This is a genomic window from Mesorhizobium sp. M5C.F.Cr.IN.023.01.1.1, from assembly GCF_003997585.1.
Lineage (GTDB): Bacteria > Pseudomonadota > Alphaproteobacteria > Rhizobiales > Rhizobiaceae > Mesorhizobium > Mesorhizobium wenxiniae.
The window spans coordinates 25713-51265 of sequence record NZ_RZSU01000039.1; the positions used below are offsets into that span (position 1 = coordinate 25713).

Here is a 25553-nt window from a genome sequence, read left to right on the forward strand (position 1 = left end):
CCAAGCAGTTGCAGACTGGCGTCAACCGATATAAGCCTCCTGCAGCGGGAGGGGTGTCAATGGATCAAGCTGCGATCAGTAATTGGTGTGCCGAAGGGGTTCTTCCTGATCAAGACGATTTATATGCTGCCTTCCTGAAAGAGGACGGCTTGTTTGATGACGCAGAAGGCATTCAGTGGGACTTCAAAGATCAGTGGCCATTCTCGCTATCTGACGACTATTTTGGCGGAATTGCGAGGCTAATCTGCGCCTTTTCCAACTGTCACGGTGGCGTGATTGTCTTTGGTGTTCACGACAAGAAGCGGACGGGTGGACATAACAAGGTTCGGATCAATCTAGATCGCTTTAACCTCGCAGTTCGCCAGCTTCTTGGCTCGTCGCCGCCCTTGGTCCTTCGGTCATATGTATCGGAAAAGGCCGGTGACGTTGACGTGCTCCTAGTCAGGCCAAGACCCGACGGAGTGCCGCCCTATCGCTTTAACAAACCCATTGGAAAATACCGTTCTGGGGTTATTTGGACGTTGGGCATGAGGTGAGGATAGCAGAGCCCCCGCAGTATCCTGTTCTTTTCTGTCGCGCCCGTTTGCCGGCTGAGGCTAGTGAGGTCCCACCCCTAGACGGGTCAATTCCGCCCAGTCCGGCTACCCTAAAGCAGCGGTTTGTTGGAAGAACCGAGGTGTTGGACCAGCTCTTCCATTGGTTGGAAGCATCCGATGAGCCTCGAACCTATCTCCATGGTAAAGGAGGCTCTGGAAAAACAACGATTGCCTACGAGTTTGCACGCTTAGTTAAAGAAAATGGGGGCAGCCTTGAGCTATACGGAGATGACAAGCTTGACGCAGTTGTTTTCGTAAGCGCCAAGGAAAGTTCTCTTGCTGTTTCAGAAGGTAGAATAGTTCAGAATGAAAATAGGGATTTCAGCAATGAACAAGAATTGCTGAGAGCGATATTACTCTACGGTGGATGGACTAGGGACGAGGGCTACCTACAGAGCCTTTCTCTGGACGTACTTCGTAACGAGGTTAGAGCCTACCTGGATATAAACTCGATACTTCTTGTCATCGACGACGTAGATACTTTGACCACGAAAGGGATCGACCCAGGGTCTGATTTTCTCTACCGCGCACTTTGCCGGGCATCGCGAACCTCCAAGGTGGTATATACCCTTCGCAACGCTCCCAGCCAGTCGCTAGGCAATGCCATAGAAGTTCCGGGCTTGGGCGACGAGGACTATGAGCAGTTTGTCGCTGAATGTGTACAGCACTTCGCTGTGCCACCCCCCACTCCTGAGTTCCGAATGCACCGGCTCTCAGAGATATCTGAAAGACGTCCGCTCGTAATCGAGAGCGTTGTCGCGCTTCGTCGTACCTCTGGCACTTATGAACGCGCTGTCGAACTCTTCCAGCAGCAAACAGGCGACGCGATCCGCGACTACGTGTTTCTGCGTGAGTGGGACGCGCTGCCTTCTAGCGCGCCCAAGCTGCTGTTGGCTGCATTGTCGGAATTTAGTGAGCCTGCAACCTTCAATGACCTGCAGAGCGTGCTGCAGTTTGATGCCTCTGGCGTGAGTGATGCCATAGGCGCTGTACGCGAGATGTTCCTGCAAATCGATGACGCTGGAAGCAATACCCTTTATACGCTTGCCTCACTCACCAAAGCTTTCGTAACGAACAAGCGCTCTCAGCTAGTGGGCTACCAATTGCTAAGGGAGCGAGTAAAAGCCTATCGTCGTCACGTAGCTGTCAGCAATCCGCGCGTAGCAAACATTGCATCACAAATTGAACGTCTCCTTCCTACGCGTTTTCAAGAGCATTCAGCTGACAAGGTTAGGGAGGCTTTTCGCCTAGTTTCCGATAGGACCCTGCCGCCATTTGTGACCGAGGACCCGTTCTTTCGAACTGTTTTAGGCTACGCATTAGCTTGTTTTTCGCCACCGCGCCTCAGCGAGGTGAGAGATGCTTTCGAGTATGCGTTTTCAATGAATTTTGAGCCGGATTATAGGTATCTAAGAGCTTGGTTCGCTGCTGAAAAAAACAGCGGCATCAATGATGGATGGTGCCTCACAATTGCAGACCGCGTTCTTGAGGGGAAGCGCTATAGCGAGCCTGAGAAAATGGAGATGACTGGTCGTAAAGCGACAAGCCTCTACGCCCGCGCCCAGGAGCGACTGGTAACTGACCCGTCAGACGCATTGAAAGACCTAACTGAGGCCTTACGGCTACATCTGAGAGCTTTCCGGCTATATTGTAACGCAGGCGACATTCGCGCAAATACGTCGGAAAGATATGCGCGTGGCACCGCTTTTCAGTTGTTTAATACGTTTGCTAGGTCACCTGTGCCTTGGGAATACATTGATGCCGTCGAGACGATCAGCCAAGGAAAAGATGTTTACTTAGATCCGATAGAGGACCCGATCCGCGAAGCGACCGAGACAGCTCTGAAAAATGTCCTAAGAGCGGAAGCGCTTGCTCGCCTGCGCCATCGGCTTCGCATACTCGCCGATTTAGCCGTAACACCGGAATTTTGGCTCGCAACTGGCACCTGTCAACGCGTTGCAGCCGGCGTGAAGTCTTACATAGCCGACGCCGAAACTAGACAAAAATCATTCAGACAGGCGACAAAGACTTAGCCCAGCATTAATGAGTGCAGGATTGCCTGTATATGCTCTTGCAGATCAAGTTCGCCGCGAGCCTCGACGGCCAGCAAATATTTCGACTTGGCCCGGCGGTCGCCTCGGCCAATCGCCGGATAGGAGCAGACGGCCAGCAGGGCCTCCTGCTCGTCCTTGTCGGCCCGCTCGCGGTCGTACCTGCTGCTCCCCGCCGAATAAATAATATGGTGGAACTCGGCGTAGGCCGCCTCATGTGCAGCGATCAGTGCCTGCAGCTTCGGCGAGGCCGTTACGTCAGCGGACACCGGGTCGACGGCAACCGCTGCGCCGGTCAGCGCGAGAAGAGTGCGGCGGGTGATCGCGGGCATGGATGATGTCCTCCTCGCTGCCGATCATGCCGGACCATAACACCACTGTGCGAGGGCGCAGAGATGGTCAGAGCCTGTCTGCTGACAATGCGGTCAGTTGGCCATTCGAACCTGGTCAAGTGGGCCCACAGACGCCCTGAGCCATCAAGTTTGGGCATCCTGGAGATGGCGAAGTCCAGAGAGATTGGTCCAAAGCTTGCCGATGAGCCGAGGCGGTTGCTCCGTTCGCACCCGTTGATCAGGATACTTCCCGCAAGTACCGCTCCAACTCGGTCGCAAGGACTAGGATGCGCCCACCTGCCTTGCTCCGTCGCAATTTCCCCTCCTTAAACAACCTGTAAAATTTTGCCCTCGAAAGACCCGTAGTCTCGCTCGCCTCACGCAGCGTATAGGCAAGTTTTTTGTTCAGGTGAATGTTGTCAACTTCGGGAGGGTTTACCCTGTTCTGCTGGAGTAATTCCAGAATGTGGGCCACGTCACCTTCTATGCGCCTCAATCGACGATCAAAATCGTCCACCAACGCAGCCATTCCCTCAAATGCGTTGTTCAATGGTTCGGCCTTTGTCTTCCGTCGGAAATCGATAACACAGTGAATTGCCGACCGGCAAACAACGATGATCAGAGAATAGAGGCAGGCGCTGCTGTTTCGGCACTGCGCGCGTGAATATGGGGCCTCACAACGCTACCCGCCCCCGCCGTCGATAATTTGGCGGAGCTAGCCGCGATGTCACAATCTGGCGGCCCTTAGCCACGCTCCTTGCTCGTCAGCCAACCTCCCCTCCACGCTTACCACGCGCGGGCCCGAAGACGTTGTTTGTAAAGTAGTCGATCACTTCGGCGGCCTGTGTCCCCTGCCGGAAGCGGCGCTGCTCTTCGAAGTCGAGTGAAGGCAGCAGATGTATGAACTGGCCTTCGCGATATAGCGAGATCAGCGCTGCTGGATCGAGCCCGCCAGTTCGCAGACCAGTGAGATTGTTGGCTGCCTCGATTGCCGCCCCGATCATCACGTCGGCGAGTTGCACCGCTGGGCTCGATCTGGAGTTGACCTGGTTCACCTCGGTAAGCTGCAGAGGAAACTTGAGGCTCGCGATTGCTGATTGTCGGAATTCGGCGACCTCATCATGGTCGATAAGGCGCTGAAGCAACTCATGGTAAGAGAGTAGGTTCTTCGATTGGTCGTGCTCGACCCTGTAAGGCCCATCAGCCATAACTTCCATGCGGCTGATCAGCGACTGCAACACTACCAATGCTGCGTCCGTATTCACTCCCGGCGTCGCTATGGCATCGAGGCATTCGGGTGCTGCATATTGGGCCAATGGCCCCAACGCTTCAGGCAACTCGCGCCACCCTGTCTTTCGCGCTGCCAACACCAAATCCCTCAACGATCCGGGCGTCTTCTGTTTGACGGCGCGCTGAAAAGCCGCAAGCAGCGCGTCGAATTCCTCTTTGCCAAGAATTGTCGGCCCTGCGGAATAAAGCAGTGACGCCAGGGCGTAGTTTTGCCCGTTCTCGTAGAAGTTAAAGCCCCGCTCGTAATAGTAGGGTTCGACGGCATAGTCGAGAAACATCAGGACCAAGAGGAACCGCTTGTCGCAGACGTAGGTTACGCATTTGTAGTCTCTCAGCAAGTCACGTTGCAGACCTAGAAGCTGCGGATGGTTGGCTGAACGGCGCGACAGATTTCGGTACTTGAGTTCCGTGACATGAAGCTTAGGGAAATACTCCTTGATCAGCCGGGTGGCATCTTCATTGCTTATCGCAATGGCAGTTGCGCCCTGAAAGCGCTGATCTGGATTGAGCAGGTCGTACCCTGTGTACCCGCTCTCGTCGATCCGGAAGCACTCCATAAATAGTCCTTTTCGACGCAGCGCTCTAATTTCCCGGTGCTGCTTAATCCACGAACGTTGATAGATCGCAGCAATCGCCTCTTCTCCTCTACGGATGCCGGGCGCTTCATAGCTCGTTCCTCGGATAGAGCCGCGCGATCTCGGCCGGAGTGAGATCGTCGAGCAGAATGTGCGTCGGGCCGTCGTGGCGAAACACCATCAACGTCCGCCTGCCGTCGACTGTGCACCTAAAGTCAGCGTGGGTCCGCCGCCAGACCTCGTCGAGCGCCTCGGGATTCGCGATCAGGTGCGGCTTATAGCCGGCGGCGTGCAGAGCAGCGAAGCTCTCGGCTTGGGCGCGGATGGGTATGCCCACCATATCGGCGTCGTCCTCTAGTGCCCGCGTCACCAGCAAGCCGAGGATGTCGGCCACGATTATCGCATCCTTGTTGAACGCCTCCAGACAACTGCCGGAAATCCGCAGAAACGCGCAGTTCCACCCTTCACACGGGTGGGGTCGCAGGTTCAATCCCTGCATCGCCCACCAATACCCGCTTCCGGTACAAAGCTACCATCCGCTTCGCAGCCGCCTACGCTTCGAACTTCCGCCTCATCGCCAGGTTTGCCATGACCCGGTTCATGCGATTCGCCAGGCATCTGGGTACACATCGCTAAGCGCTGTCTACCCTTGGAATCGCTCAAGCTGCACATTGAACGCGGCCGGGAGAAAGTTGACGGGCGATAAAATCGTCCTAGGTGAGCTGCTATCTCAGTGGCCCCGGGAACTGACGAGGGGAAATCGCCGTCGACCTCCTGCTCCGACCAGGTGAAACTGCGCATTGCAAATGCGTCCGGCTTCCGCGAACATTGCTGGACCCCATCAAGGGCCCGTAGCGGCCGACCCGAATACTGAGCGCTGGCTTCCCGGCCCGCTGTCCTGGCGGCCTTCGGGATGAGCTTGGATCCAGCCAGCGTCCTTAAGTCAAAAGGGAGGAAAAACCGATGAAACTGACAAAACACCTGACCGGTGTAGTGATCGCGTCGACCTGTCTGTGTGCGCCCGCGCTGGCGCAGACGAAGTTGACCATGTGGTATCACGGCGCCGGCAACGAGGTGGAGTCGCGAACCCTCAACCAGATCGTCTCCGACTTCAACGCCAGCCAGTCCGATTGGGCGGTGACCATCGAGAGCTTCCCAGAGAAGAGCTACAACGATTCCGTCGCGGCGGCGGCCCTGGCGGGCAACCTGCCCGACATCTTGGATGTGGACGGGCCCGTCATGCCCAATTGGGCCTGGGCCGGCTATCTGCAGCCGCTGCCGATCGACGAGAGCGAGTTCGCCGACTTCCTGCCCGGCACCAAAGGCGTGTGGGACGGCAAGCTCTATTCGGTCGGTCTGTGGGACGCGGCGGTGGCGCTTTTTGCACGCCAATCGACGCTGGACGAGCTGGGCCTGCGCACCCCGAGCCTCGACAAGCCCTGGTCGAGAGAGGAATTCATGGCCGCGCTTGATGCCGCCAAGGCCTCCGGCAAATATGAATTCGCCCTTGATCTCGGCATGAACGACCAAGCCGAGTGGTACTCCTATGCCTTCTCGCCGTTCCTGCAGAGCTTCGGCGGAGACATTGTCGACCGTTCGACCTACAAGACCGCGGAAGGCGCGCTGAACGGCGAGACTGCGCAGGCCTTTGGCAAGTGGTGGCAATCGCTGTTTACCGGAGGCTATGCGCCTGGCACCAGCGAGGACCCCGCCGATCAGCAGACCGGCTTCATCGACGGCAAGTTCGCCTTCCAGTGGAACGGCAACTGGCGCGCGGTGGCGACGATGGAAACCGTGGATGACGTTGTCTTCCTTCCAGCCCCCGATTTCGGCGCGGGCAACAAGATCGGCGCGGGCTCCTGGCAGTTCGGCGTCTCGGCCAGGTCCAAGCATCCGGAAGGTGCTGTCGAGTTCATCAAGTTCGCCGCGCAGGACAAGTACCTGGCCGCCTTCTCCGACGGCATCGGCCTGATCCCGCCCACGCCCTCGGCGGCACAGATGACGAAGAACTACAAGGACGGCGGCCCGCTCGCGGTGTTCTTCGACCTCTCGAAAGCACAAGCTCTGGTGCGCCCGGTCACCCCGGGCTACGTGGTCCAGGCCAAGGTCTTCACCAAGGCACTGGCCGACATCGCCAATGGCGCCGATGTGGCCGACACGCTTGATGCGGCGGTCGACGAGATCGATGCCGACATCGAAAGCAACGGCGGCTACGGTCACCGGTAGTTCTGTCGCGCCGGGGTCCCCGCCAGCCGCGGACTCCACGCTTTCTGGCGGATATCGCATATGGCATCGAAACTAACCCTGTCGAACCGGACGGGCTGGACATTCGCCCTGCCGGGTTTCGCACTCATCGTCACGTTCATCGTCCTGCCGTTTTTCTTCGCGATCGGTCTCTCATTGACAAATCAGCGGCTGCTGTCACCGAATGCCACCCAGTTCGTCGGGTTGGAAAATTATCGTCAGCTCCTCGGCCTTGGGGTGGTGACGCTCGAGCCAGAACGCGACGATGCTGGCAAAGTGGTCCGAAACGAGGCCGGCGAAATCCAGTATCCCCGCCTGCGTGAGATCACCCGTAGCGAGGCCTATCCCCAGTATCGCGGCATGCGCGAATGGTTCCGCTGGCAGTCCGGCGAGAACGTCATGGTCGTCATCGCCAGCGACGTTGTGTTCATGAAGGCGCTGGTAAACACCTTCCTGTTCGTCCTGGTCGTGGCGCCGGTGCAGGGCGGCCTCGCGCTGGTGCTTGCTTTGCTCATCAACCAGAAGCTAAGGGGCATCAACATATTCCGGACCATCTACTTCATGCCGGTGGTGGTCTCCATCGTCGTAGTCTCGCTCCTCTGGCGGTTCATCTATGACGGCCAGAACGGGCTGTTGAACAGCATCCTCCAGGGGCTCACCTTCGGCCTCTTCCAGCCCGTCGACTGGCTGGGCAACCCCTCGACCGCGCTGCCCGCGATCATGGCCATGTCGATCTGGCAGGCCGTCGGCTTCCACATGGTCATCTGGCTAGCCGGGTTGCAGATGATCAGTCCCACGCTCTATGAGGCCGCCGCGATCGAGGGTGCTTCGAAATGGCAGACTTTCCGCTATGTCACCTGGCCGGGCCTGCGCAATACCGCCGTGCTCGTCCTTGTCGTGATCACCATGCAGGGCTTCGCCCTGTTCGCCCAGATCGACGTGATGACCAATGGCGGTCCGCTCGACAGCACCCAGACCCTCGTCTTCCAGGCAGTCGAGCGCGGCTATGGCAAGCAGGACATCTCGGGCGGCTCGACCATCTCGGTCATCCTGTTCGCGATCGTGCTGGCGATCTCACTCACTCAGCGCTGGCTGACACGGGAGCGTTAAGATGGCCTTCAATCCTGACAGCTACGGCCTCAGGCTCTTCGTCCGCTATCTGGTGCTGTGCCTGATTGCCTTGATCTTCATCTTTCCGCTCGTGTTCATGATCAACTCGAGCTTCAAGCCCGACAGTCAGCTCCTCGCGGACACCTCCAGCCTGCGTGCTTTCCTGCCCGTCGGGGACATCAGCCTCAACAACTATTTTGGAGCGTTCCGGCGGGCGCCTGTCGGCCTGTTCGTCCTAAACTCGGTTCTGGTCACCGGGACGACCGTCCTTCTCTCGTTGTTGATCTGTTCGCTGGCCGCATTCTCCTTCGCTTTCCTGCGGTGGAAGGGGCGCGACGTGGTGCTCTCGATCGTCATCGCCACGCTGATCATCCCTTTCGAGACCATCGCTATCCCGCTCCTGCTCCTGGTCTCTAAACTGCCCTGGATCGGGCTTGATGGGCTGCACTGGGGCTGGCTCAACACCTACAGGGTACAGATCATCCCCTGGATCGCCGATGGGCTGACGATCTTCCTGTTCGTGCAGTATTTCAAAGGACTGCCGGGCGAGCTGATCGAGGCAAGCCGGGTGGAGGGCGCGAGCTGGTGGCAGGTCTACTATCGCGTTGTCATGCCGCTTTCAGGGCCGGTTCTGGCGACTGCCGCCATCCTGAAGTTCCTCGTCATGTACAACCAATATCTCTGGCCGCTCATCGTCGTTCAGCAGGAAAACTACCGCCCGGTCATGGTCGGTCTCGGCTACTTCTTTCAACTCAACGTCGCCTGGGGCGAAGTCATGGCTTATCTCACCCTTATCACCGTCCCGGTGCTGATCTTCTACCTCTTCCTGCAGCGCGCCTTCATCGCATCGATCGCCTCGACCGGTGTGAAGGGCTGAATGCATGGTTCTCGCGCCCAAGCGCCAGTGGATCTGGGACGACTGGTATGCCCATGACGGCAAGCGCGGGCACGGCTATTTCCTCAAGGCCGACCAATCGATCGGTGACCCCGAATTGCCGCACATGAACCAGGGAGCCATCGCTTATGGCTGAGGTCTCGCTCAAGGCCGTCAAGAAATCCTATGGTCGGGTCGACGTCATCAAAGGCGTCGATATCCACATCAACGATGGCGAGTTCGTCGTCTTTGTCGGACCGTCAGGCTGCGGGAAGTCCACCTTGCTGCGGGTGATCGCCGGACTCGAGGACATAACCGAAGGCATCCTCGAGATCGGAGGCCGGGTGGTCAACGAACTCCCGCCCAAGCAACGCGGTGTTGCGATGGTGTTCCAGAGCTATGCCATCTTTCCGCACATGACGGTGCGCGAGAATATCGCGTTCGGCCTTACGATCGCGGGCGCTTCCAAGCAGGAAAAGGAGCAGAAGGTGGCCGAGGCCGCACGCATCCTGCAAATGGAACATTTGCTCGACCGCCGCCCAAGTCAGCTTTCGGGCGGCCAGCGCCAGCGAGTCGCTATCGGGCGCGCAATCACTCGGAAACCTTCCGTATTCCTGTTTGACGAGCCGCTCTCCAACCTCGACGCCGCGCTGCGCATGGATATGCGTATGGAAATCGGCCGGCTGCGCAGGCAACTCGGAACAACGATGGTCTATGTCACCCATGACCAGGTCGAGGCGATGACGCTGGCTGACAGGATCGTCGTCCTCAAGGATGGTCAAGTCATGCAGATAGGAGCGCCGATGGAACTCTATCACGAGCCGGCCAACAGGTTCGTAGCCGGCTTTCTAGGAGCCCCGTCGATGAATTTCCTGAACGTCGACGTCCTCGACCTCGATGGCGAAGCGGCAACGGTTGGAAATCAATCCCTGGAGCCGATCAGGGTAGCGACCAGAAGGCGCACCTTCCGGAAAGACGGCAAGGCCATCCTGGGTATCCGTCCGCAGTACCTCCGGGCGGCGCAGCCTGGAGAAGGCATGCTGCATGGCATCGTGGCACATACCGAGCGGTTGGGCAGCGAGACGGTCGTGGACCTGACACTTCGCGACGATCACGAGCTCATTGCAGCCTTCGATGAAGACAAGATCTTTGAACCGGGTGACGCCTTGGAGCTCACGTTCGACACGGCCTTAGCCCATCTCTTCCCCGACGAGGGTGAGCTGCAGACGCCGTAAACGTGAGCAACGACAACGCGACGCATCGGCGCGATTCGCGAGTGTCCATTCCAGAACCCCGGAACAAACCTGCATGGCCGCGAGTTTCTACTCCTTGAAGAGTGAGGGAAAGCCCATGTCCAGACGTGTTTTGGCGACAGGTGTCGTAGTCCTCCTTCTCGGCGGACCGGCCTTTGCCGCAGACGGCAGCCCGTTGCCGCCGCAGAATGCCAGGAAACTGTCGGAAATAATCGCCAAGGTCGAGCAGCGCGACGACTTTCGCTACGTCGACGAGGTCGGCTGGGACAGCGGCGCCTACACCGTCACCTATTACACGACCGATAAGGCGAAGGTCGAAATCACCTACGATCCGGTGACAGCCGAGCCGAAATAGATCGCCGCCACCCTTCCTCCAGGCGATACGTGCGGCCGGAACATATTCCGGCAACCAGGTTACAGCGCAGCCTGGCGACGATCCCTCGAAAACTGGCGGCGGCGTGGCTTCACCAAGAGCGGGGCCTGCACCCTTTTCGGCATCCCCTTGCGCCGATGCGGCTTTGATGGCTGACTGCGGCGTAATCATTGAGCCGCACGGGGGTGGGCATGGCGACGGCAAAGCATGTGGCGAAACGCTTTCTGATGATGCTCGCCGGCTATTTCGTTGCGGTACTGGTCGGGCTGATTGCAGTAGTAACGATCTATGGTGCATTGAGTTCGCTGCCTGATGCACCGGCGTATTTCGATTTCATGGGGGTCTCCCCTATCGCGGCGCTGGTCGTGCCGCCGCTCGGCATGTTCATCTATTTCCTGACGATCGTGCTGACCGGTCCGCAGACGCTGATCTTCGCGCTGATCGCCGAACTGTTTTCGCTGCGCAGTTTTTGGCTGCACATGATCTTCGGCGCCGCAGCAGCGGCTGCCGGCTTCGTTCTGATTTGGCCGAGCGCGCCGGGCGACCTGAGCCCCGAGCGCTGGGCCGATATCGGCATCATCGCCGCCGCCGGCCTCGTCGCCGGTCTGGTCTACTGGCTGATCGCCGGGCGCGAAGCCGGGTTGCGGCGCCCGCTCTCCCTGCGTTAGCGTCCTCAGCTCGCCGGCGAGCGCACCGCTTCCGTGCTGTCGAGTGCCTGCTGCAGCCGCGTGTCGCGGTCGTAGACGTCGCTGAAATATTCGACTTTGCCGGAACTATCAGGCCAGGCTGTGAAATAGGCGACATAGACCGGGATCGTGCGCGCCACCTTTTCGGTCGAATGTCCGTGCTTCAGCTTCTCCGCGACATAGTCGACCGAGGTGCCGAGCACGGCCGCCGCCATGCCGCGCGGATCCTGCAGACGAACGCAGCCATGACTGAGCGCGCGCATGTCACGCTGGAAAAACGACTTTTGCGGCGTATCGTGCATGTAGATTGCGTGCTTGTTGGGGAACAGGATCTTCAGTTCGCCCAGCGCATTGGCCTCGCTCGGCAGCTGGCGCACGCCATACGGTATTTTCGCGCCATAGGCGCCCCAGTTGACCGAGGAGGAGGGAATGCGCTTGCCGCGCGCGTTGACCACTTCGTAGCCGGCGCGGTCAAGATAGCCGGGATCCCTGCGCAGCCGGGGCAGCATCTCGTTGACGAGGATCGACTGCGGCACACCCCAATAGGGATGGAAGTCGACCTGCTCGACCTGATCGTAGAAGAAGGAAGTCTGGTTCGTGGTCTTGCCGACGACGGCGCGAGTCTTCAGCTTCTCCTCGCCATTTTCGATGTAGCTCGCCGTAAAGGCCGGCTGGTTGATGAAGACGCGCGGACTGCCGAGATCGGATGGCAACCAGCGCAACTCTTCCAGCGCGACCTGCACCTTTTGAATCTTGTCGGCCTTGGACGTCCCGACCAGCGCTGCGACGGTGCGCGGACCGATGACGCCGTCGCCCTTCATGCCAGCCTTTTTCTGCACCGCCTTGATAACCGGCACCAGTTCCGGATCATAGACCTCGCTGGTGGCGAGCCTGGCCAATATCTCGCCATAGGCGCCGCCCATCTCGTCGTCGAGATTGCGCGCAATCTTGGTCAGTAGCTTCGGCAGTTCGGGGCTGGTCTGCCCCGGTTTCAGCAACAGCTTGGGGTCGACGACGATCTCGTCTTCGGCGCTGGCCTGGAGCGATTCCAGTTCGACGCGCAGCGCCTGATATTCCGCGTTCTGCGGATGCCGTGATTCGAGATAGGTGCGCACTTGCTGGGTGCGCGCCAGCGTTTTCAGCACGCCTTCCATGTCGAGCGGCTTGGCCGGGAAATCGTAATAGCCGGTGATGCGATTGGGATCGACGCGGCCGCTTTGCGCGTCATGGACATAGCGCAAGACGCGCGCCGACAGTGCCATCTCGAAGCGGACGAACCCCTTCAGCCGCGCATCGGCGCCGCCGGTCGATGCGCCGGCAGGCACTTCAACCGTATAGTCGGCCGGCGTGAGGCCATAGCTCGTCGCCTCGCCAAGCACCCGCACCGCATCCTGCGCGCGGCTATTGGCACTGGCTCCCGTCACCCAGATGAAATCTGGATTGGCCGAGTAATAGGCGATGAGCGCCTTGGCGATGTCCTTCTCAGCGTAGAGTTCGTAGTCGTCGAGTCCGGCAATCGCTTCGCGGAAGGCAGCACTGGTGGCGGAATACGGCTGGAAGGCGGCGTCCTGCGGCATTGCCGGCTCCGGCGTTGCTGTCAGCGGAGAGAAGTCGACGCGCACGAGCGGATCGCTCTTGTAGGAGTAATAGGACGGGCTGCTGATACGAGAGGCAGCGGGCGCCGTTGCGTTTGGCATGTACTTCGGCTTCTGCCTTGACGGCGGCGGGGGGAAATCACCTTGCGGCGAGTGCCTGATGCCACCGCCGAAAAGCCTCTCGAAAAGCCCTTGCGCGTCTGCCTGCGGCACACCGAAGGCCAGCATTGCCGCGACCGCCGCAAGCGGCATCGCGGTTGCTTTGTTTCCGAGGAATTTCATGGATCACCCGCTCCGGCTGCAACCGGTTCCCGTTCCGCATCGCTTGACGGTCTCGCCCACCGTACGGCGGATGTAAGACGCAACCACACCGATTCATACCGATTTCGTTAAGCTTCCATAAATTTCGGCTATCCTGTTGCAGAACAGTTTCACAACACCGTGACAACTAAAGCGAATTGGGTCCCCTCCGGTTCCAGGAAATAGTGCACGGGTCAGGCGTTGGCGCCGCCGTCGATAGTCAGTGCGGCGCCTGTCACGAAGCGCCCTTCGGGACCTGCCAGCCAGGCAACCATGCCGGCGATCTCTTCAGCCTTACCGAAACGAGGCGTCGCCATCTTCTGTCGCTGGTGCTCGGCGTGCGGGCCACTTGCCGGGTTCATGTCGGTGTCGGTCGAGCCAGGATGAACGACGTTGGCGGTGATGCCGCGCGAACCAAGGTCGCGCGCCAATGCCTTGGTCAAGCCGACCAATGCCGCCTTGCTGGCCGAATAGGCGCTGAGGCTGGTGTCGGTGACACGCTCCGCCAGATTGCTGCCGATCGAGATGATTCTGCCACCCTCGCCCATATGCATTGCTGCCGCCTTCGACGCCACGAACGGGGCTCTGACGTTGACCTCCATGGTTTCATCGAAGTCGGCGAGCGGCAATTCGTCGATCGGCGCGGCGCGCCAGATACCGGCGCTGTTGACGAGGATGTCGAGCCGCCCGAAGGCTCTCACTGCCTCGCTGACCGCCTCTTGGATTGCGGCGGCGTCGCGATTGTCGGCCTTGAGGGCAATGGCGCGACCGCCGGCTGCCTGAATATCCTTGACGACAGCACGGGCCTGCTCCTGACCGGTCACGTAAGTGAGTGCGACGCTGGCGCCGTCGGCCGCGAGCCTTCGCGCAATCGCTGCGCCGATGCCGCGGCTGCCGCCGGTGACGAGCGCGACCTTGCCGTTCAAGCGTTGCGATGACATTTGTTTCTCCTTTTTGTAATGATTGATACATAAATGTCTGCCAGCCTTGCCCGAGCGCGTCAACAGATTTATGTATCAATCAACACAGAAAGGATGCCATGCCCGAACGAGGCCGCCCCCGCACCTTCGATCGAACCGCCGCCTTGCGGCGTGCAATGGAGGTGTTTTGGGCAAAGGGTTACGAGGGCGCATCGATGAGCGAGCTGACCGCGGCGATGGGCATCAACTCGCCCAGCCTCTATGCCGCCTTCGGCAGCAAGGAAGCGCTCTTCCTCGAAGCGGTCGAGCTCTACACGCAGGTCGAAGGCACCGATATCTGGTCCGCACTGGAAAAAGCGCCGACAGCGCGCCAGGCGGTCGAGCGCTTCCTGCGCCAGACGGCCAAGGCCTATTCGCAGACCGATCGTCCGCAAGGCTGCCTGATCGCACTCGGCGCGCTGCACCAGGATTCAAGCCGCGGCGCCATCTGCGATGACCTGCGCCGCCGGCGCGCTGAAAGCCGCGCAGCTTTGCTGAGACGGCTGGAACGTGGCGTGGCGGAAGGCGAATTGCCGGAAAATTTCGACTGCGGCACGGCCGCGACTTTCTATGCGACGGTGCAGCACGGCATGTCGATCCAGGCGCGCGACGGCGCATCGCGTGCCGCCCTTCTGGCGACGGTGACCGGGGCTATGGCGGCGTGGAAGGTCCTGGCTGGCACGGACATGGTGTGACAAATAATGGCGGCCGAACTCGCGTTCGGACAGGAAGAAATAAGATATTCAGGTCAATGCAGCAGCGACGGTTCCCGGTGTTCGGCAACGAAACCGATCGCACGCTCGACCACGCCCCTATCGGCGAGAATGCGGCGATGGCCGAGCCCGTCGGCCCAATAGAGCCGCACATGGTCGCCGGCGCCGGCATAGAGCCTTGCATGGTCGGCGGACACTTCGCGGTCGTCCGGCGCATGGATGACCAGCGTTGGCACCGGCGTGCTGGCAAGCTGGCGGTCGCCGACGAATTCGTGCAGCGGCCGGCCAGCGATACGTTCGACCCGGTCGGCCATGGCGGCCTGCGAGCGTGGGCCGACACTGAGCATGCGGCTGAAATCATTGAAGATCGCCGGCAGGGAACTCGGCGCCGCAATCAGCACCAGCCGCTCGGCGGCCAGCGGCGGAATGTTCTTGACCGAACCGACGACGGCATTGGCGGCGACGGCACCGCCGAAGGAGTGGCCGACGACCGCCACGAACGGGCCGAACCATTCGCCGGTCAGCCGTGCGGCTTCAACAGCGCTGACCAATGTGAGCCGGCGGCCCTGCGATTGGCCGTGGCCCGGCAGGTCGAGCGAGACAACCTTGTAACCGGCGTCGCGATACCCTTCGATCAGCGTGCGCATATATTCGGTGCGCGAACGCCAGCCATGGATGACGAGTACCGTGCCGGCGGCCCGCCTGCCCGGCTCTGGCCTGAATTCATGCACCATGACGCAGCCGTTTTTGGTCTTGAGCCGATGATGGCGCGCCTCGGTCATGAAGCCGGCGGCGCGGTCGACGGCGCGTCGCTCGCCGTCGCTGAGAACCTTGGCGTTCGGCGTGCGGCAGAACAGTTCGAACGCCGCGCGCCCGGTAAGGCGGGGAGCCACGTGTTCGGCCGCGGCAAACACGCCCCGGATGACCTTCAATCCAAATGATGCCATAGTGGCGAATCCGCCCGTTCGTTCAAGCATGAACATAATAGTTCAAACATGAACATTAAACAAGAGCTACCCTGGGACAACCCGCGTTTTCGCAACTGGGTCGCGGTGGCGCGCGCCTGCCACGTACTGGAACGCACGCTGGCGGCGAAGCTCGCGCCGCTGGACCTGAAGCCGGCGCAGCTCGACGTGCTGATGAACCTTTACCGCCATCCCGGCATGTCGCAGCATGACCTCGCCCGCCGGCTGCTGGTCGGCCGCTCCAACATCACCATGCTTTTGCCGCAACTCGAGACACGCGGCCTGCTGCGCCGCGAAGGCGATCAGAAGGACAAGCGGGTGCTGCGGCTGACCTTGACCGAAGCTGGCACGGAACTGCTGATGCAGGCGCTGAAGGTCCATATGGCGCTGATCGAGAAAGCGATGAGCCAGTCGACGCCGGAGCAATGCGACATGATCGGCGAGCAGATGCGCAAGATTGCCGACGTCCTCAAGGAAGCGTGACTGGAGCATCGGACCCAAAAGCGAAAACCGGTTTTGGGAAAATCCGGTGCTCAAACAAAGGATGGAGCTCGCGGATCGATCCGCTCACCACATCGACTTTTTCGCGCGCTCCGGCCATTCCGTGTCGTAGGTCTCGCCGTCGATGCCTTTCCGGCTGGTGATTTCCAGGATTTTTCCGGGTGTCGGCAGCGACTTCGGGTCGACATGCCTCGCCGGGTTCCAGAGTTCCGACCGATGGACGGCGCGAGCGCACTGGAAATAGACCGAATCGACATCGATGACTGTGACCGAGCGCGCCGGCTTGCCGTCGACGCTGAACGAGGCGCAGAGCGCGGCATCCGTGTTGATATGGGCGCGGCCGTTGACTCGCAGCGTCGTGCCGGAGCCAGGTACCAGGAATAAAAGGCCGACGCGCGGATTGCGGAGGATGTTCCGGAGAGAATCGGCGCGGTTGTTGCCGCGCCGGTCCGGCATCATCAGGGTTTTCGGATCACGGATGCGGACGAAGCCGGCGAGATCGCCGCGCGGCGAGCAATCCAGCCCTTCCGGCCCGCTGGTCGCGAGCGCGGCAAAAGGCGAGGCTTCGATGAAGGCGGCGTATTCGGGAATGATATGGTCGAGTTCCTTGACCAGCGAGGTTTCGCCGGGCAGGCCATAGAGCGCTTCGAGCTGCTCGACCGTGGTGATGACGGACATGTTTTCGTCTCCGAACCTTTGCCGGCGTTACTCCAACTCCATGACGTTTTAGCGACGCGCAAGTGGCTGGCTGTCAGGAAACGGGTGTCGAGGGGACGACATGAAAGTGCAAGCCATGCTGACCGCATGAAACGGATCATGCCGGCAGCACGGAGATCAACAATGGACAAAACCCTCGATCGGCGAAGCACCGCCATGGAACTTCTCGAAAACATGTTCGACGTTGAAATGCGTTTCCTGCGCTCAGACTCCGACAGGGTTGATATGCTTGCCGGCGCATTCCACGCCGAGGTCGTCGTGCATGAGCCGCAATCGCTTCCCTATGCCGGTGACTGGAATGGGCTCGACGGCATCGGTGCTCTTTTCCACAAGATGCAGGAAATATGGAGCGATGTGGCTGTGGAGGGTCTTCAGGCCTCCCAAAGCGATGACACGGTGTATATGAGCTGTACGCTCCGCCTGACTGCCCGTGCAAACGGTGCAGTTGTCGTACAGCCATTTGCGGAAGTCTTGCGTTTCAAGGAGGGTCGCCTGATTGAAGGCACGCCGTTTTACTACGACACCGCCGAGATAGTGACGACTCTTGGGTCGTCGGTGCTTGCGGCAGAGACCGCCTAACGATCGCGGCTTAGCCCTTCTCTTCCAGCTCGGCGAGATAGGCGGCCCAGCGTGCCTCCTTCTCATGACCCAGCGTATGCAGGTAATCCCAGGTGAAGATCCCGGTATCGTGAAAATCGTCGAAGGTGATGCGGACGGCATAGTTGCCGACCGGTTCGATCTTGAGGATCGCAACGTTGCGCTTGCCGGGAACGGTGACACGCTGTTCGGGCGAATGGCCCTGCACTTCGGCCGATGGCGAGGCGACGCGCAGAAACTCCGCCGCCAGTTCGAACGGCTGATGGTCAGGGAACGTCACGGTAAGCAGCCTGCGGTCCTTCGAGACCCTGAGTTCCTTCGGCGCCGTCATGGTGATAGGTTCCGCATCATCTGTCCTATCCCTACGCCGCTTCGCGCAGCGGGAAAAGGCCGCTTCTAAACTTCCGACACAATCTGTCGGGGGCGCGATGCTACCAAGGATCGAGACCTCTTATCTTGAATGGCAGGTTGGATCGTATCACATAGCCATATATAACGAATGCCGTTCGCAGCCACTGGAAACGCACTAGCATGGACATGATCGATCCTTTTGGTCGCACGATCAGCTATCTCAGGGTGTCGGTCACCGACCGCTGCGACTTCCGCTGCACCTATTGCATGGCCGAGGACATGGCGTTCCTTCCCAAGAAGGATCTGCTGTCGCTGGAAGAGCTCGACCGGCTGTGCACGGTTTTCATCGAAAAGGGTGTCAGGAAACTGCGTCTTACCGGCGGCGAGCCGCTGGTGCGCAAGAATATCATGCATCTGGTGCGCCAGATTTCGCGTCATCTCGAAAGCGGCGCTGTGGAAGAACTGACGCTGACCACCAACGGCTCACAGCTTTCGCGTTTTGCCGCTGAACTCGCCGATTGCGGGGTCAAGCGGATCAACGTCTCGCTGGACACCCTGGACCCGGAAAAATTCCGCCAGATTACCCGCTGGGGCAATCTCGACAAGGTCATGGAAGGCATTGACGCTGCGCAGGCAGCGGGACTGAAGGTAAAGCTCAATGCGGTGGCGCTGAAGGATTTCAATGACGCCGAGCTGCCGGAGATGCTGCGCTGGGCGCACGGCCGCGGCATGGAGTTGACGATCATCGAAACCATGCCGATGGGCGAGATCGACGCCGACCGCACCGACCAGTATCTGCCGCTGTCGCTTCTGCGTGCAGCGCTGGAGCGGCAGTTCACGCTGACCGATATCCCTTACAAGACCGGTGGTCCGGCCCGCTACGTCCATGTCGCCGAGACCGGTGGCAGGCTCGGCTTCATCACGCCGATGACGCATAATTTCTGCGAGAGCTGCAACCGCGTCCGGCTGACCTGCACCGGCACGCTCTATATGTGCCTCGGCCAGGAAGATGCCGCCGATCTGCGTGCACCGTTGCGTGCCTCCGAAGGCAACGAATTGGTCGCCGATGCCATCGATGAAGCCATTGGCCGCAAGCCGAAGGGCCATGATTTCATCATCGACCGCCGGACCAACCGCCCGTCGGTGTCGCGGCACATGAGCGTCACCGGCGGCTGATCTTCTCGATCACACCCAGAAAAAGTCTGGTCCGCAAACGGTTGCCGATTTACTGGCGAAACGTTCCAGCCTAGCCTCCTGCTCCGGAGCGGATCCTCGCTCGGTGGGGGACACAACATGCGCAAATTCAGTCTTTCTCTTGCATTGCTTGGGCTCGCGGCTGTGCCCGCGGCCGCCCAGTCGATCGGCGGCACCTATATCGTCGCCGGCACCAATTTTGACGGATCGTCCTAGGGCGGCGAGGCAACCATCACGCTGACCAGCGAGACGACCTGCACAATCCACTGGGAGACAGGCGGCTCGTCCTCGGACGGCATCTGCATGCGAAACGACGATGCCTTCTCGGCAGGCTATGTCATAGGCAAGGCGGTTGGCCTTGTCGTCTATAAGGTACAGGAGGACGGCTCGCTGCACGGCCTGTGGACGATTGCCGGCAAGGAAGGCAATGGCACCGAAATGCTGACGCCGAACTAAGTTCTGCTGTCCTGGCACACCAGACATCGCTGGGCCACGCGAAAGGCTGTGGCCCAGCCTTTTGACGTTGCTGTCTTATGACCGGCTGCTACAGGCTTGATGCAAAAGCACAACCTGGTAACGCCTTTGCGTCTTTCTCCAAATCTTCGCGGCGCGCTGTTCATGGTGGTGGCCATGATTGGTTTCACCCTCAACGACGCGATCACCAAAGTCTCGTCGGAATCCATGAACATGGCGCAGGTCATGCTGATCCGCGGCGCCTTCGCTTCGCTTTTCGTGGGCCTGCTTGCCTGGCAACGCGGTGCGCTTGCCCTGCCCGGCTCGATGCTGCAGCCGATGGTTGCAGTGCGCGTCGCCGGCGAAGCCGGCGCTACTGTGTCGTTCCTGGTTGCTTTGGCACATCTGCCGATCGCCAACGTCTCGGCCGTGCTGCAGGCGCTGCCGCTGGCGGTGACGATGGGCGCAGCGCTTGTGTTCAACGAAGGCGTCGGCTGGCGGCGCTGGCTGGCCATCGCCAGCGGCTTTGCCGGGGTGCTGATTATCGTGCGGCCCGGCTTCGAGGGATTCAGTGTCTATTCGCTGCTGGCGCTGGCCTGTGTCGCCTGTTGTGCGGTGCGTGATCTCGCCACCAAGCGGATACCGCAAGCCATTCCGACATTGCTGGTGTCGACCGCCACGGCACTTGCCATGACAGTGCTCGGCGCGGCGCTGCTTTCGCCAATGGGTGGGTGGACACCGATGACGGGAGAAAGCACGGCGTTGCTGGCATTGGCGGCAGTGCTCGTGGTCATCGGTTACCAGTTCATCATCATGGCGATGCGGGAGGGCGACATCTCGTTCATCGCGCCATTCCGCTACACAGCCCTGCTCTGGTCGATCCTGCTTGGCCTGTTCATCTTCGGCGACGTCCCCGACCTGCCGATGATCCTCGGCGCCAGCGTCATTGTCGGTTCCGGCCTCTACGCCCTCTACCGCGAACGGGTCGTCGGCCGGCAAAAGACAGCCGCCGAAAGCGCTGGACCTGACATGGCGCCGGACGGCATATAGGCTGCCGATCGCGGCGAGCGACCGCATGGACGAAAGACGATGACTAAAGACATTGCCGGCGTCATTCTGGCCGGTGGCCAGTCGCGGCGAATGGGCGGCGGCGACAAGGGCCTGCTTGCGCTCGGCGGCGGCAGCCTGCTGGACCATGTCGTTGCGCGCTTTGCTCCGCAGGTCGGTCCGCTGGTGCTCAGCGCCAATGGTGACCTGGCACGGTTTGCCGGGGTTGGGCTTCCGGTGTTTGCCGATACGGTGAAAGGTTTCGCCGGACCGCTCGCCGGGATCCTGACCGGCCTCGAATGGGCTGCCGCGAACACGACTTGCGGGGCACTTGTCACGGCTGCGGGCGATACACCGTTCCTGCCCGAAAATCTGGTTGAGCGGCTGGCCGCGAGAGTCGACGAACGTCCCGGCGCGATCGCCGTCGCCTGTTCAGGCGGCAAACGGCATCCGACATTCGCGCTTTGGCCGCTGGGGCTTCACGACGCATTGCGGCGTTTTCTGGTCGATGAGGATGTCAGGCGGGTTTCCGCTTTCATCGACCGGCATGATTTTGTCGATGTGGAATTCCCGATGCTGATCTCGGGAGGCCATCTGCACGACCCTTTCTTCAACATCAATACGTCAGACGACCTCGTTCGGGCCGAACGTCTGTTGCAGAGCACGGAGCCATGATGAGACGCGTCTTCGGTATCACCGGCTGGAAGAATTCCGGCAAGACGACACTGACCGAAAAGCTGGTCGCCGAACTCGTTCGGCGTGGCTGGAAAGTCTCGACGGTGAAACACGCCCATCATGATTTCGACATCGATAAACCGGGGGCGGACAGTTTTCGCCACCGGCAGGCCGGAGCCACTGAAGTCGCCATCGTGTCTGACAGGCGCTGGGCGCTGATGCACGAATTGCGCGGCGATGACGAGCCGACGCTGGACGCGATCCTGTCGCGGCTCGGCACCTCCGACATCGTGCTGGTCGAAGGCTACAAGCGCGAGGCGCACAGCAAGATCGAAACGCGGCGGCTGGAGGCTAAGGACCAGGCACCGCTTTCGGCAAATGATCCACATATCGTCGCCATCGCCGCCGACTTCGCCTTAGCGGACGAAAGGCTGCCTGTCTTCGATCTCGACGACACGAAATCGATAGCCGACTTCATCGAGCGCGCGACAGGTTTGAGGCGCTGAGGGTACTGCTGAAGGAGCATTCGGCCGCCCCCTATTTCCTCGCTGATATGCCTGCCCCAACGTCAGCATTGTCTGGGAATACGAACCCCCGCAAGCAACGGTTTTACAGTTGCTTTTTTTTGGGAAAGAATGGGAGTATCGCGTCAGCGGGCGGTCAAAAGAACCGCCCACAGAGCCGTTTGGAACGACGGCCGGGAACATACAGAGAGGACCATCATGCGTACTGCACTGCGTATAGCGCTCGCCGCATCGGCCGCGCTGCTGACCCTGGGCGTTGCCCAGGCCCAGGAGAAAACCTTGAGGATCGGCACGGAGGGAGCCTATCCGCCATTCAACAACCTGACTGCCGATGGCCAGCTCGTGGGCTTCGACATCGACATCGCCAACGCGCTTTGCGAAGAGATGAAGGTGAAGTGCACCTTCGTCGCGCAGGATTGGGACGGCATTATCCCGGCGCTTCAGGCCGGCAAGTTCGACGCCATCGTCGCCTCGATGTCGATTACGCCGGAGCGTGCCGAGAAGGTCGACTTCACCAACAAATACTACAACACGCCGCCGTCGATCGCCGCGCCCAAGGACAGCGACATCAAGGGCGTGACTAAGGAGGACCTAGCCGGCAAGACGATCGGCGTGCAGGCGTCCACTACCCACTTCAATTATTCAACCAAGGCTTATACCGACAGTACAATCAAGCCGTACCCGACCGCGCAGGAATACCAGCTCGATCTCGCCAATGGCCGCGTTGATGCGGTCAACGATGATATCACTGTTCTCGAAGGCTGGCTTGCCACGCCGGACGGCGCCTGCTGCAAGCTGATCGGTGCGATCACACCTGACATCGAGATCCATGGCCCGGGCGCCGGCATCGCGGTACGCAAGGGCGATACCGAGTTGGTCAATCAATTCAATAAGGCGATCGACGCCATCCGCGCCAACGGAAAGTACAAGGAAATCAACGACAAGTACTTCAAGTACGATGTCTACGGCGGCGAGTCTTGATCCTTCCGGATTGACAGCGAACGGCGGGACATTCCCGCCGTTCGCATAAGGAGCGGCGCACGAGGAGTGACGCCGCGCTGCTCTCAAAGAACCCATAGAGGAGAACAGGCAGGCGGATGCAAAGCGTTTGGACGCTGCTCAGTTGGGGACCCGAGGGCTGGCTCGACGATATTGCCTACGGCGTTTTCATCACCGTTTCGCTTGCTGCCGCGACCCTGCCTGTCGGTCTGATGATCGGGTTTCTGGTCGCACTGGCCAAGCAATCCAATGAGCCGTCGCTGCGGCTGGCCGGCAATGTCTACACCACGATCTTTCGTGGATTGCCCGAGCTGCTGACCTTGTTCATGATCTTTTACGGCGCGCAAATCGGCATCCAGCAGTTGATGCGCCTGTATGACCCGACCGCTGCGGTCGAAGTGAACGCATTTGTTTCCGGCATGATCGCGCTCGGCGTCGTCTTCTCGTCCTACGCCAGCGAGGTCTTCCTCTCCGCGTTCCGCGCCATCCCGAAGGGACAGTATGAGGGCGGCTATTCGGTTGGCCTGTCGGGCTGGCAGACGATGCGACTGGTGGTGCTGCCGCAGCTTATTCGTATTGCCCTGCCGGGCCTTGCCAATCTGTGGCTCATCCTGCTCAAGGATACAGCGCTGGTTTCCGCCATCGGTCTTGCCGACATATTGCGGCAAGCGGGCGTCGCCGCCCGCGTCACCAAGCACGCATTCCTTTTTTTTGGGGTCGCTGCTCTTATCTATCTGCTCCTCGCCATCATCTCGTCCTTCGGTATCAATGCCATTGAACGCAGGGTTGGCCGACAACAGGTGCAGCGATGAGCGCGGCAGCAGCCGACGTGGCGACCAAGGTCGAAAAACCGCCAGCAATACCGCGCGGCTGGTCCCGGCAACGTGTATTGGGATATGCGTTGGTCGGTCTCTGGATCGTGCTCGGCATCGGCATGATTGTATACTTGGTCGAGGCTTGGAATTCCGAACTCGTCCAAAAATACGCCCCGGGCTACATCTCTGGCCTGGGCGTGACTCTCACGCTTGTCGCTGTGTCGATCGTGTTGGGAGCCGTCCTTTCAGTTCCTGTCGCCTACGCGCGGATGTCCAGGAACCGGATCCTGTCCAGCTTTGCCTACGCTTATGTCTACTTCTTCCGCGGCACTCCGCTTTTGACCCAAGTCTTTCTTATCTACTATGGAGTGGGTTCGTTTCGACCGGCACTTGAAGCTGTCGGCCTGTGGGGCTTTTTTCGCGAAGCCTGGTACTGCGCCATTTTCTCGTTCACCCTCAATACAGCAGCCTATCAGGCTGAGATCCTGCGTGGCGCAATCGAGAGCGTCCCCAGGGGTCAGTGGGAAGGCGCTGCCTCGCTTGGCCTGCACAAACTGCAAACACTGCGCAAGATCATCCTGCCACAGGCGCTGATCGTGGCGCTGCGTCCCTATGGCAATGAGATCATCCTGATGATCAAAGGCTCTGCCATCGTGGCCCTCATCACCGTCTATGATCTGATGGGCATTACGAAGCTCACCTATTCGCGCACTTTCGACTTCCAGTCCTATATCTGGGCGGCGATCATCTATCTGATCATTGTCGAGATACTCCGCCACGCGGTCGAGTGGATAGAACGGCGTATTACCATCCATCTGCACCGCTGACTCCCATAGCTTTGCCCGATCCGCTAAGAAGGCCGGAAAACACGGCTTGAAGGGATTCGAAATATGGCATCGGTGGCATTTCTCGGTCTTGGCGTCATGGGCTATCCAATGGCCGGACATCTCAGGAACAAGGGCGGCCACGACGTCACCGTCTACAACCGCACCAAGGCAAAGGCCGAGCAATGGGTCGCCCAGCATGGCGGGAGTGCCGCCAACACGCCGGCAGAAGCGGCCGACGGCAAGGATTTTGTCTTTTCCTGCGTTGGCAATGACGACGACCTGCGCGCGGTGACGATTGGAGCCGAGGGTGCGTTCCAGACGATGAAGAAGGGGGCCGTCTTCATCGACAACACCACGGCCTCCGCTGAAGTTGCGCGCGAACTGGCCGAGAAGGCGGTATTGGGCGGTTTCTCGTTCCTCGACGCACCGGTCTCCGGCGGTCAGGCCGGCGCCGAAAACGGCGTGCTGACCGTCATGGTCGGCGGCGATCAGCATGCCTTCGAGCAGGCGAAGCCTGTCATCGATGCTTATGCCCGCATGGTCGGGCTGATGGGCCCGGCCGGCTCCGGCCAGCTCACCAAAATGATCAACCAAATCTGCATCGCCGGTCTTGTCCAAGGGCTGGCCGAAGGCATCCATTTCGGCAAGAAGGCCGGGCTCGACATCGAGAAAGTCATCGAGGTGATCTCGAAGGGAGCGGCCGGCTCATGGCAGATGGAGAACCGCCACAAGACGATGAATGCCGGCAAATATGATTTCGGCTTCGCTGTCGACTGGATGCGCAAGGACCTCGGCATCTGCCTGGCGGAGGCCGACCGCAATGGCGCCAAGCTCCCGGTGACGGCACTTGTCGACCAATTCTACAAGGATGTGCAGGGGATGGGCGGCAAACGCTGGGATACGTCTTCGCTGCTGGCGCGATTGGAAAAGTAGGTTT

The 25553-nt window shown here is 60.0% G+C and carries 29 protein-coding genes and 1 pseudogene; 21 read left to right on the forward strand and 9 right to left on the reverse strand.

Translation table 11 applies throughout. From position 1 onward, the window contains the following. The first annotated feature begins 59 nt into the window (after window positions 1–59). Together EOA78_RS17280 and EOA78_RS17285 are read left to right on the forward strand one after the other, a co-directional pair. Window positions 60–536, forward strand: coding sequence for an ATP-binding protein (locus EOA78_RS17280; RefSeq protein ID WP_127316169.1), 477 nt, complete (start codon window positions 60–62; stop codon window positions 534–536). Then, a complete protein-coding gene (locus EOA78_RS17285; protein ID WP_281034050.1) occupies window positions 533–2629 on the forward strand; it encodes an ATP-binding protein in 2097 nt (698 codons plus the stop codon). Before EOA78_RS17280 ends, EOA78_RS17285 begins: the two co-directional genes overlap by 4 nt. On the opposite strand, the gene EOA78_RS17290 is transcribed toward EOA78_RS17285, so the two are convergent. From EOA78_RS17290 to EOA78_RS17305, 4 genes are all read right to left on the reverse strand, one after another. Beyond that, a complete protein-coding gene (locus EOA78_RS17290) occupies window positions 2626–2979 on the reverse strand; it encodes a hypothetical protein (protein WP_127316171.1) in 354 nt (117 codons plus the stop codon). The two genes, EOA78_RS17285 and EOA78_RS17290, sit on opposite strands and share 4 nt — an antisense overlap. A gap of 238 nt (window positions 2980–3217) precedes the next feature. Then, entirely contained in the window at window positions 3218–3529 is a 312-nt protein-coding gene (locus tag EOA78_RS17295) for a helix-turn-helix domain-containing protein (RefSeq protein ID WP_127316172.1), read from the reverse strand. A gap of 214 nt (window positions 3530–3743) precedes the next feature. Then, window positions 3744–4826 carry a DUF3800 domain-containing protein gene (locus tag EOA78_RS17300; protein WP_127316173.1) on the reverse strand — a complete coding sequence of 361 codons (1083 nt, stop codon included), beginning with the start codon at window positions 4824–4826 and terminating at the stop codon, window positions 3744–3746. Between the two features lie 106 nt (window positions 4827–4932). Then, a complete protein-coding gene (locus EOA78_RS17305; RefSeq protein ID WP_127316174.1) occupies window positions 4933–5238 on the reverse strand; it encodes a hypothetical protein in 306 nt (101 codons plus the stop codon). A 569-nt stretch (window positions 5239–5807) separates the two neighbouring features. Between EOA78_RS17305 and EOA78_RS17310 the strand changes: the two genes are divergently transcribed. The 7 genes from EOA78_RS17310 to EOA78_RS17340 all read left to right on the forward strand — a co-directional run bounded on the left by EOA78_RS17310 (window position 5808) and on the right by EOA78_RS17340 (window position 11366). Further along, the gene (locus EOA78_RS17310; RefSeq protein WP_127316175.1) at window positions 5808–7070 is read left to right on the forward strand and encodes a sugar ABC transporter substrate-binding protein; all 1263 of its coding nucleotides are present in this window, start codon (window positions 5808–5810) and stop codon (window positions 7068–7070) included. A gap of 60 nt (window positions 7071–7130) precedes the next feature. Next, window positions 7131–8198 (forward strand): sugar ABC transporter permease, encoded by a 1068-nt coding sequence (locus EOA78_RS17315; protein ID WP_127316176.1) that lies wholly within the window; start codon window positions 7131–7133, stop codon window positions 8196–8198. Between the two features lies 1 nt (window position 8199). Beyond that, on the forward strand, window positions 8200–9075 hold the full coding sequence (locus EOA78_RS17320; RefSeq protein ID WP_127316177.1) for a carbohydrate ABC transporter permease: 876 nt from the start codon (window positions 8200–8202) through the stop codon (window positions 9073–9075). 4 nt (window positions 9076–9079) lie between these two features. After that, window positions 9080–9229, forward strand: coding sequence for a hypothetical protein (locus tag EOA78_RS17325; RefSeq protein ID WP_206533454.1), 150 nt, complete (start codon window positions 9080–9082; stop codon window positions 9227–9229). Continuing rightward, a complete protein-coding gene (gene ugpC, locus EOA78_RS17330; RefSeq protein WP_127316178.1) occupies window positions 9222–10307 on the forward strand; it encodes a sn-glycerol-3-phosphate ABC transporter ATP-binding protein UgpC in 1086 nt (361 codons plus the stop codon). Before EOA78_RS17325 ends, ugpC begins: the two co-directional genes overlap by 8 nt. A 115-nt stretch (window positions 10308–10422) precedes the next feature. Continuing rightward, entirely contained in the window at window positions 10423–10680 is a 258-nt protein-coding gene (locus EOA78_RS17335; protein WP_127316179.1) for a PepSY domain-containing protein, read from the forward strand. Window positions 10681–10889: 209 nt separating this feature from the next. Continuing rightward, a complete protein-coding gene (locus EOA78_RS17340; RefSeq protein WP_127316180.1) occupies window positions 10890–11366 on the forward strand; it encodes a hypothetical protein in 477 nt (158 codons plus the stop codon). Window positions 11367–11371: 5 nt separating this feature from the next. Here the strand turns inward: EOA78_RS17340 and EOA78_RS17345 are convergent, their stop codons facing one another. Beyond that, the gene (locus tag EOA78_RS17345; RefSeq protein ID WP_127316181.1) at window positions 11372–13261 is read right to left on the reverse strand and encodes a murein L,D-transpeptidase; all 1890 of its coding nucleotides are present in this window, start codon (window positions 13259–13261) and stop codon (window positions 11372–11374) included. Between the two features lie 212 nt (window positions 13262–13473). Then, on the reverse strand, window positions 13474–14220 hold the full coding sequence (locus EOA78_RS17350; RefSeq protein WP_127316182.1) for a 3-oxoacyl-ACP reductase family protein: 747 nt from the start codon (window positions 14218–14220) through the stop codon (window positions 13474–13476). 98 nt (window positions 14221–14318) lie between these two features. Here EOA78_RS17350 and EOA78_RS17355 point away from each other — a divergent pair, with 98 nt between their 5' ends. Further along, window positions 14319–14933, forward strand: coding sequence for a TetR/AcrR family transcriptional regulator (locus EOA78_RS17355; protein ID WP_127316183.1), 615 nt, complete (start codon window positions 14319–14321; stop codon window positions 14931–14933). A gap of 53 nt (window positions 14934–14986) precedes the next feature. Here the strand turns inward: EOA78_RS17355 and EOA78_RS17360 are convergent, their stop codons facing one another. Next, entirely contained in the window at window positions 14987–15898 is a 912-nt protein-coding gene (locus EOA78_RS17360) for an alpha/beta fold hydrolase (RefSeq protein WP_127316184.1), read from the reverse strand. Window positions 15899–15946: 48 nt separating this feature from the next. On the opposite strand from EOA78_RS17360, the gene EOA78_RS17365 reads away from it, so the two are divergent. Next, the gene (locus EOA78_RS17365; RefSeq protein ID WP_029352506.1) at window positions 15947–16399 is read left to right on the forward strand and encodes a MarR family transcriptional regulator; all 453 of its coding nucleotides are present in this window, start codon (window positions 15947–15949) and stop codon (window positions 16397–16399) included. Between the two features lie 84 nt (window positions 16400–16483). Here EOA78_RS17365 and EOA78_RS17370 read toward each other — a convergent pair whose 3' ends face one another. Further along, complete coding sequence (locus EOA78_RS17370) at window positions 16484–17095, reverse strand: pyridoxamine 5'-phosphate oxidase family protein (RefSeq protein ID WP_127316185.1); 612 nt, start codon at window positions 17093–17095, stop codon at window positions 16484–16486. A 162-nt stretch (window positions 17096–17257) separates the two neighbouring features. On the opposite strand from EOA78_RS17370, the gene EOA78_RS17375 reads away from it, so the two are divergent. After that, window positions 17258–17713: a nuclear transport factor 2 family protein gene (locus EOA78_RS17375; RefSeq protein WP_127316186.1), complete on the forward strand. Its 456-nt coding sequence runs from the start codon at window positions 17258–17260 to the stop codon at window positions 17711–17713. A gap of 10 nt (window positions 17714–17723) precedes the next feature. Here EOA78_RS17375 and EOA78_RS17380 read toward each other — a convergent pair whose 3' ends face one another. Then, entirely contained in the window at window positions 17724–18062 is a 339-nt protein-coding gene (locus tag EOA78_RS17380) for a DUF971 domain-containing protein (protein ID WP_127316187.1), read from the reverse strand. A 200-nt stretch (window positions 18063–18262) separates the two neighbouring features. Here EOA78_RS17380 and moaA point away from each other — a divergent pair, with 200 nt between their 5' ends. The 9 genes and pseudogenes from moaA to EOA78_RS17425 all read left to right on the forward strand — a co-directional run bounded on the left by moaA (window position 18263) and on the right by EOA78_RS17425 (window position 25549). Then, a complete protein-coding gene (moaA, locus tag EOA78_RS17385) occupies window positions 18263–19258 on the forward strand; it encodes a GTP 3',8-cyclase MoaA (RefSeq protein WP_127316188.1) in 996 nt (331 codons plus the stop codon). Window positions 19259–19375: 117 nt separating this feature from the next. Continuing rightward, window positions 19376–19732, forward strand: a pseudogene (locus EOA78_RS37950) (hypothetical protein). 126 nt (window positions 19733–19858) lie between these two features. Continuing rightward, the gene (locus EOA78_RS17395; RefSeq protein ID WP_127316189.1) at window positions 19859–20779 is read left to right on the forward strand and encodes a DMT family transporter; all 921 of its coding nucleotides are present in this window, start codon (window positions 19859–19861) and stop codon (window positions 20777–20779) included. 39 nt (window positions 20780–20818) lie between these two features. Further along, window positions 20819–21451 carry a molybdenum cofactor guanylyltransferase MobA gene (gene mobA, locus EOA78_RS17400; RefSeq protein WP_127316190.1) on the forward strand — a complete coding sequence of 211 codons (633 nt, stop codon included), beginning with the start codon at window positions 20819–20821 and terminating at the stop codon, window positions 21449–21451. Beyond that, the gene (mobB, locus tag EOA78_RS17405) at window positions 21448–21957 is read left to right on the forward strand and encodes a molybdopterin-guanine dinucleotide biosynthesis protein B (RefSeq protein WP_127316191.1); all 510 of its coding nucleotides are present in this window, start codon (window positions 21448–21450) and stop codon (window positions 21955–21957) included. The genes mobA and mobB overlap by 4 nt, the downstream gene beginning before the upstream one ends. 216 nt (window positions 21958–22173) lie before the next feature. Beyond that, on the forward strand, window positions 22174–22956 hold the full coding sequence (locus EOA78_RS17410) for an ABC transporter substrate-binding protein (protein WP_127316203.1): 783 nt from the start codon (window positions 22174–22176) through the stop codon (window positions 22954–22956). A gap of 116 nt (window positions 22957–23072) precedes the next feature. Next, window positions 23073–23786, forward strand: coding sequence for an ABC transporter permease (locus tag EOA78_RS17415; protein ID WP_127316192.1), 714 nt, complete (start codon window positions 23073–23075; stop codon window positions 23784–23786). Then, window positions 23783–24616 (forward strand): ABC transporter permease, encoded by an 834-nt coding sequence (locus tag EOA78_RS17420; RefSeq protein ID WP_127316193.1) that lies wholly within the window; start codon window positions 23783–23785, stop codon window positions 24614–24616. Before EOA78_RS17415 ends, EOA78_RS17420 begins: the two co-directional genes overlap by 4 nt. A 63-nt stretch (window positions 24617–24679) precedes the next feature. Then, window positions 24680–25549 carry an NAD(P)-dependent oxidoreductase gene (locus EOA78_RS17425; RefSeq protein ID WP_127316194.1) on the forward strand — a complete coding sequence of 290 codons (870 nt, stop codon included), beginning with the start codon at window positions 24680–24682 and terminating at the stop codon, window positions 25547–25549. Window positions 25550–25553 lie beyond the last annotated feature (4 nt).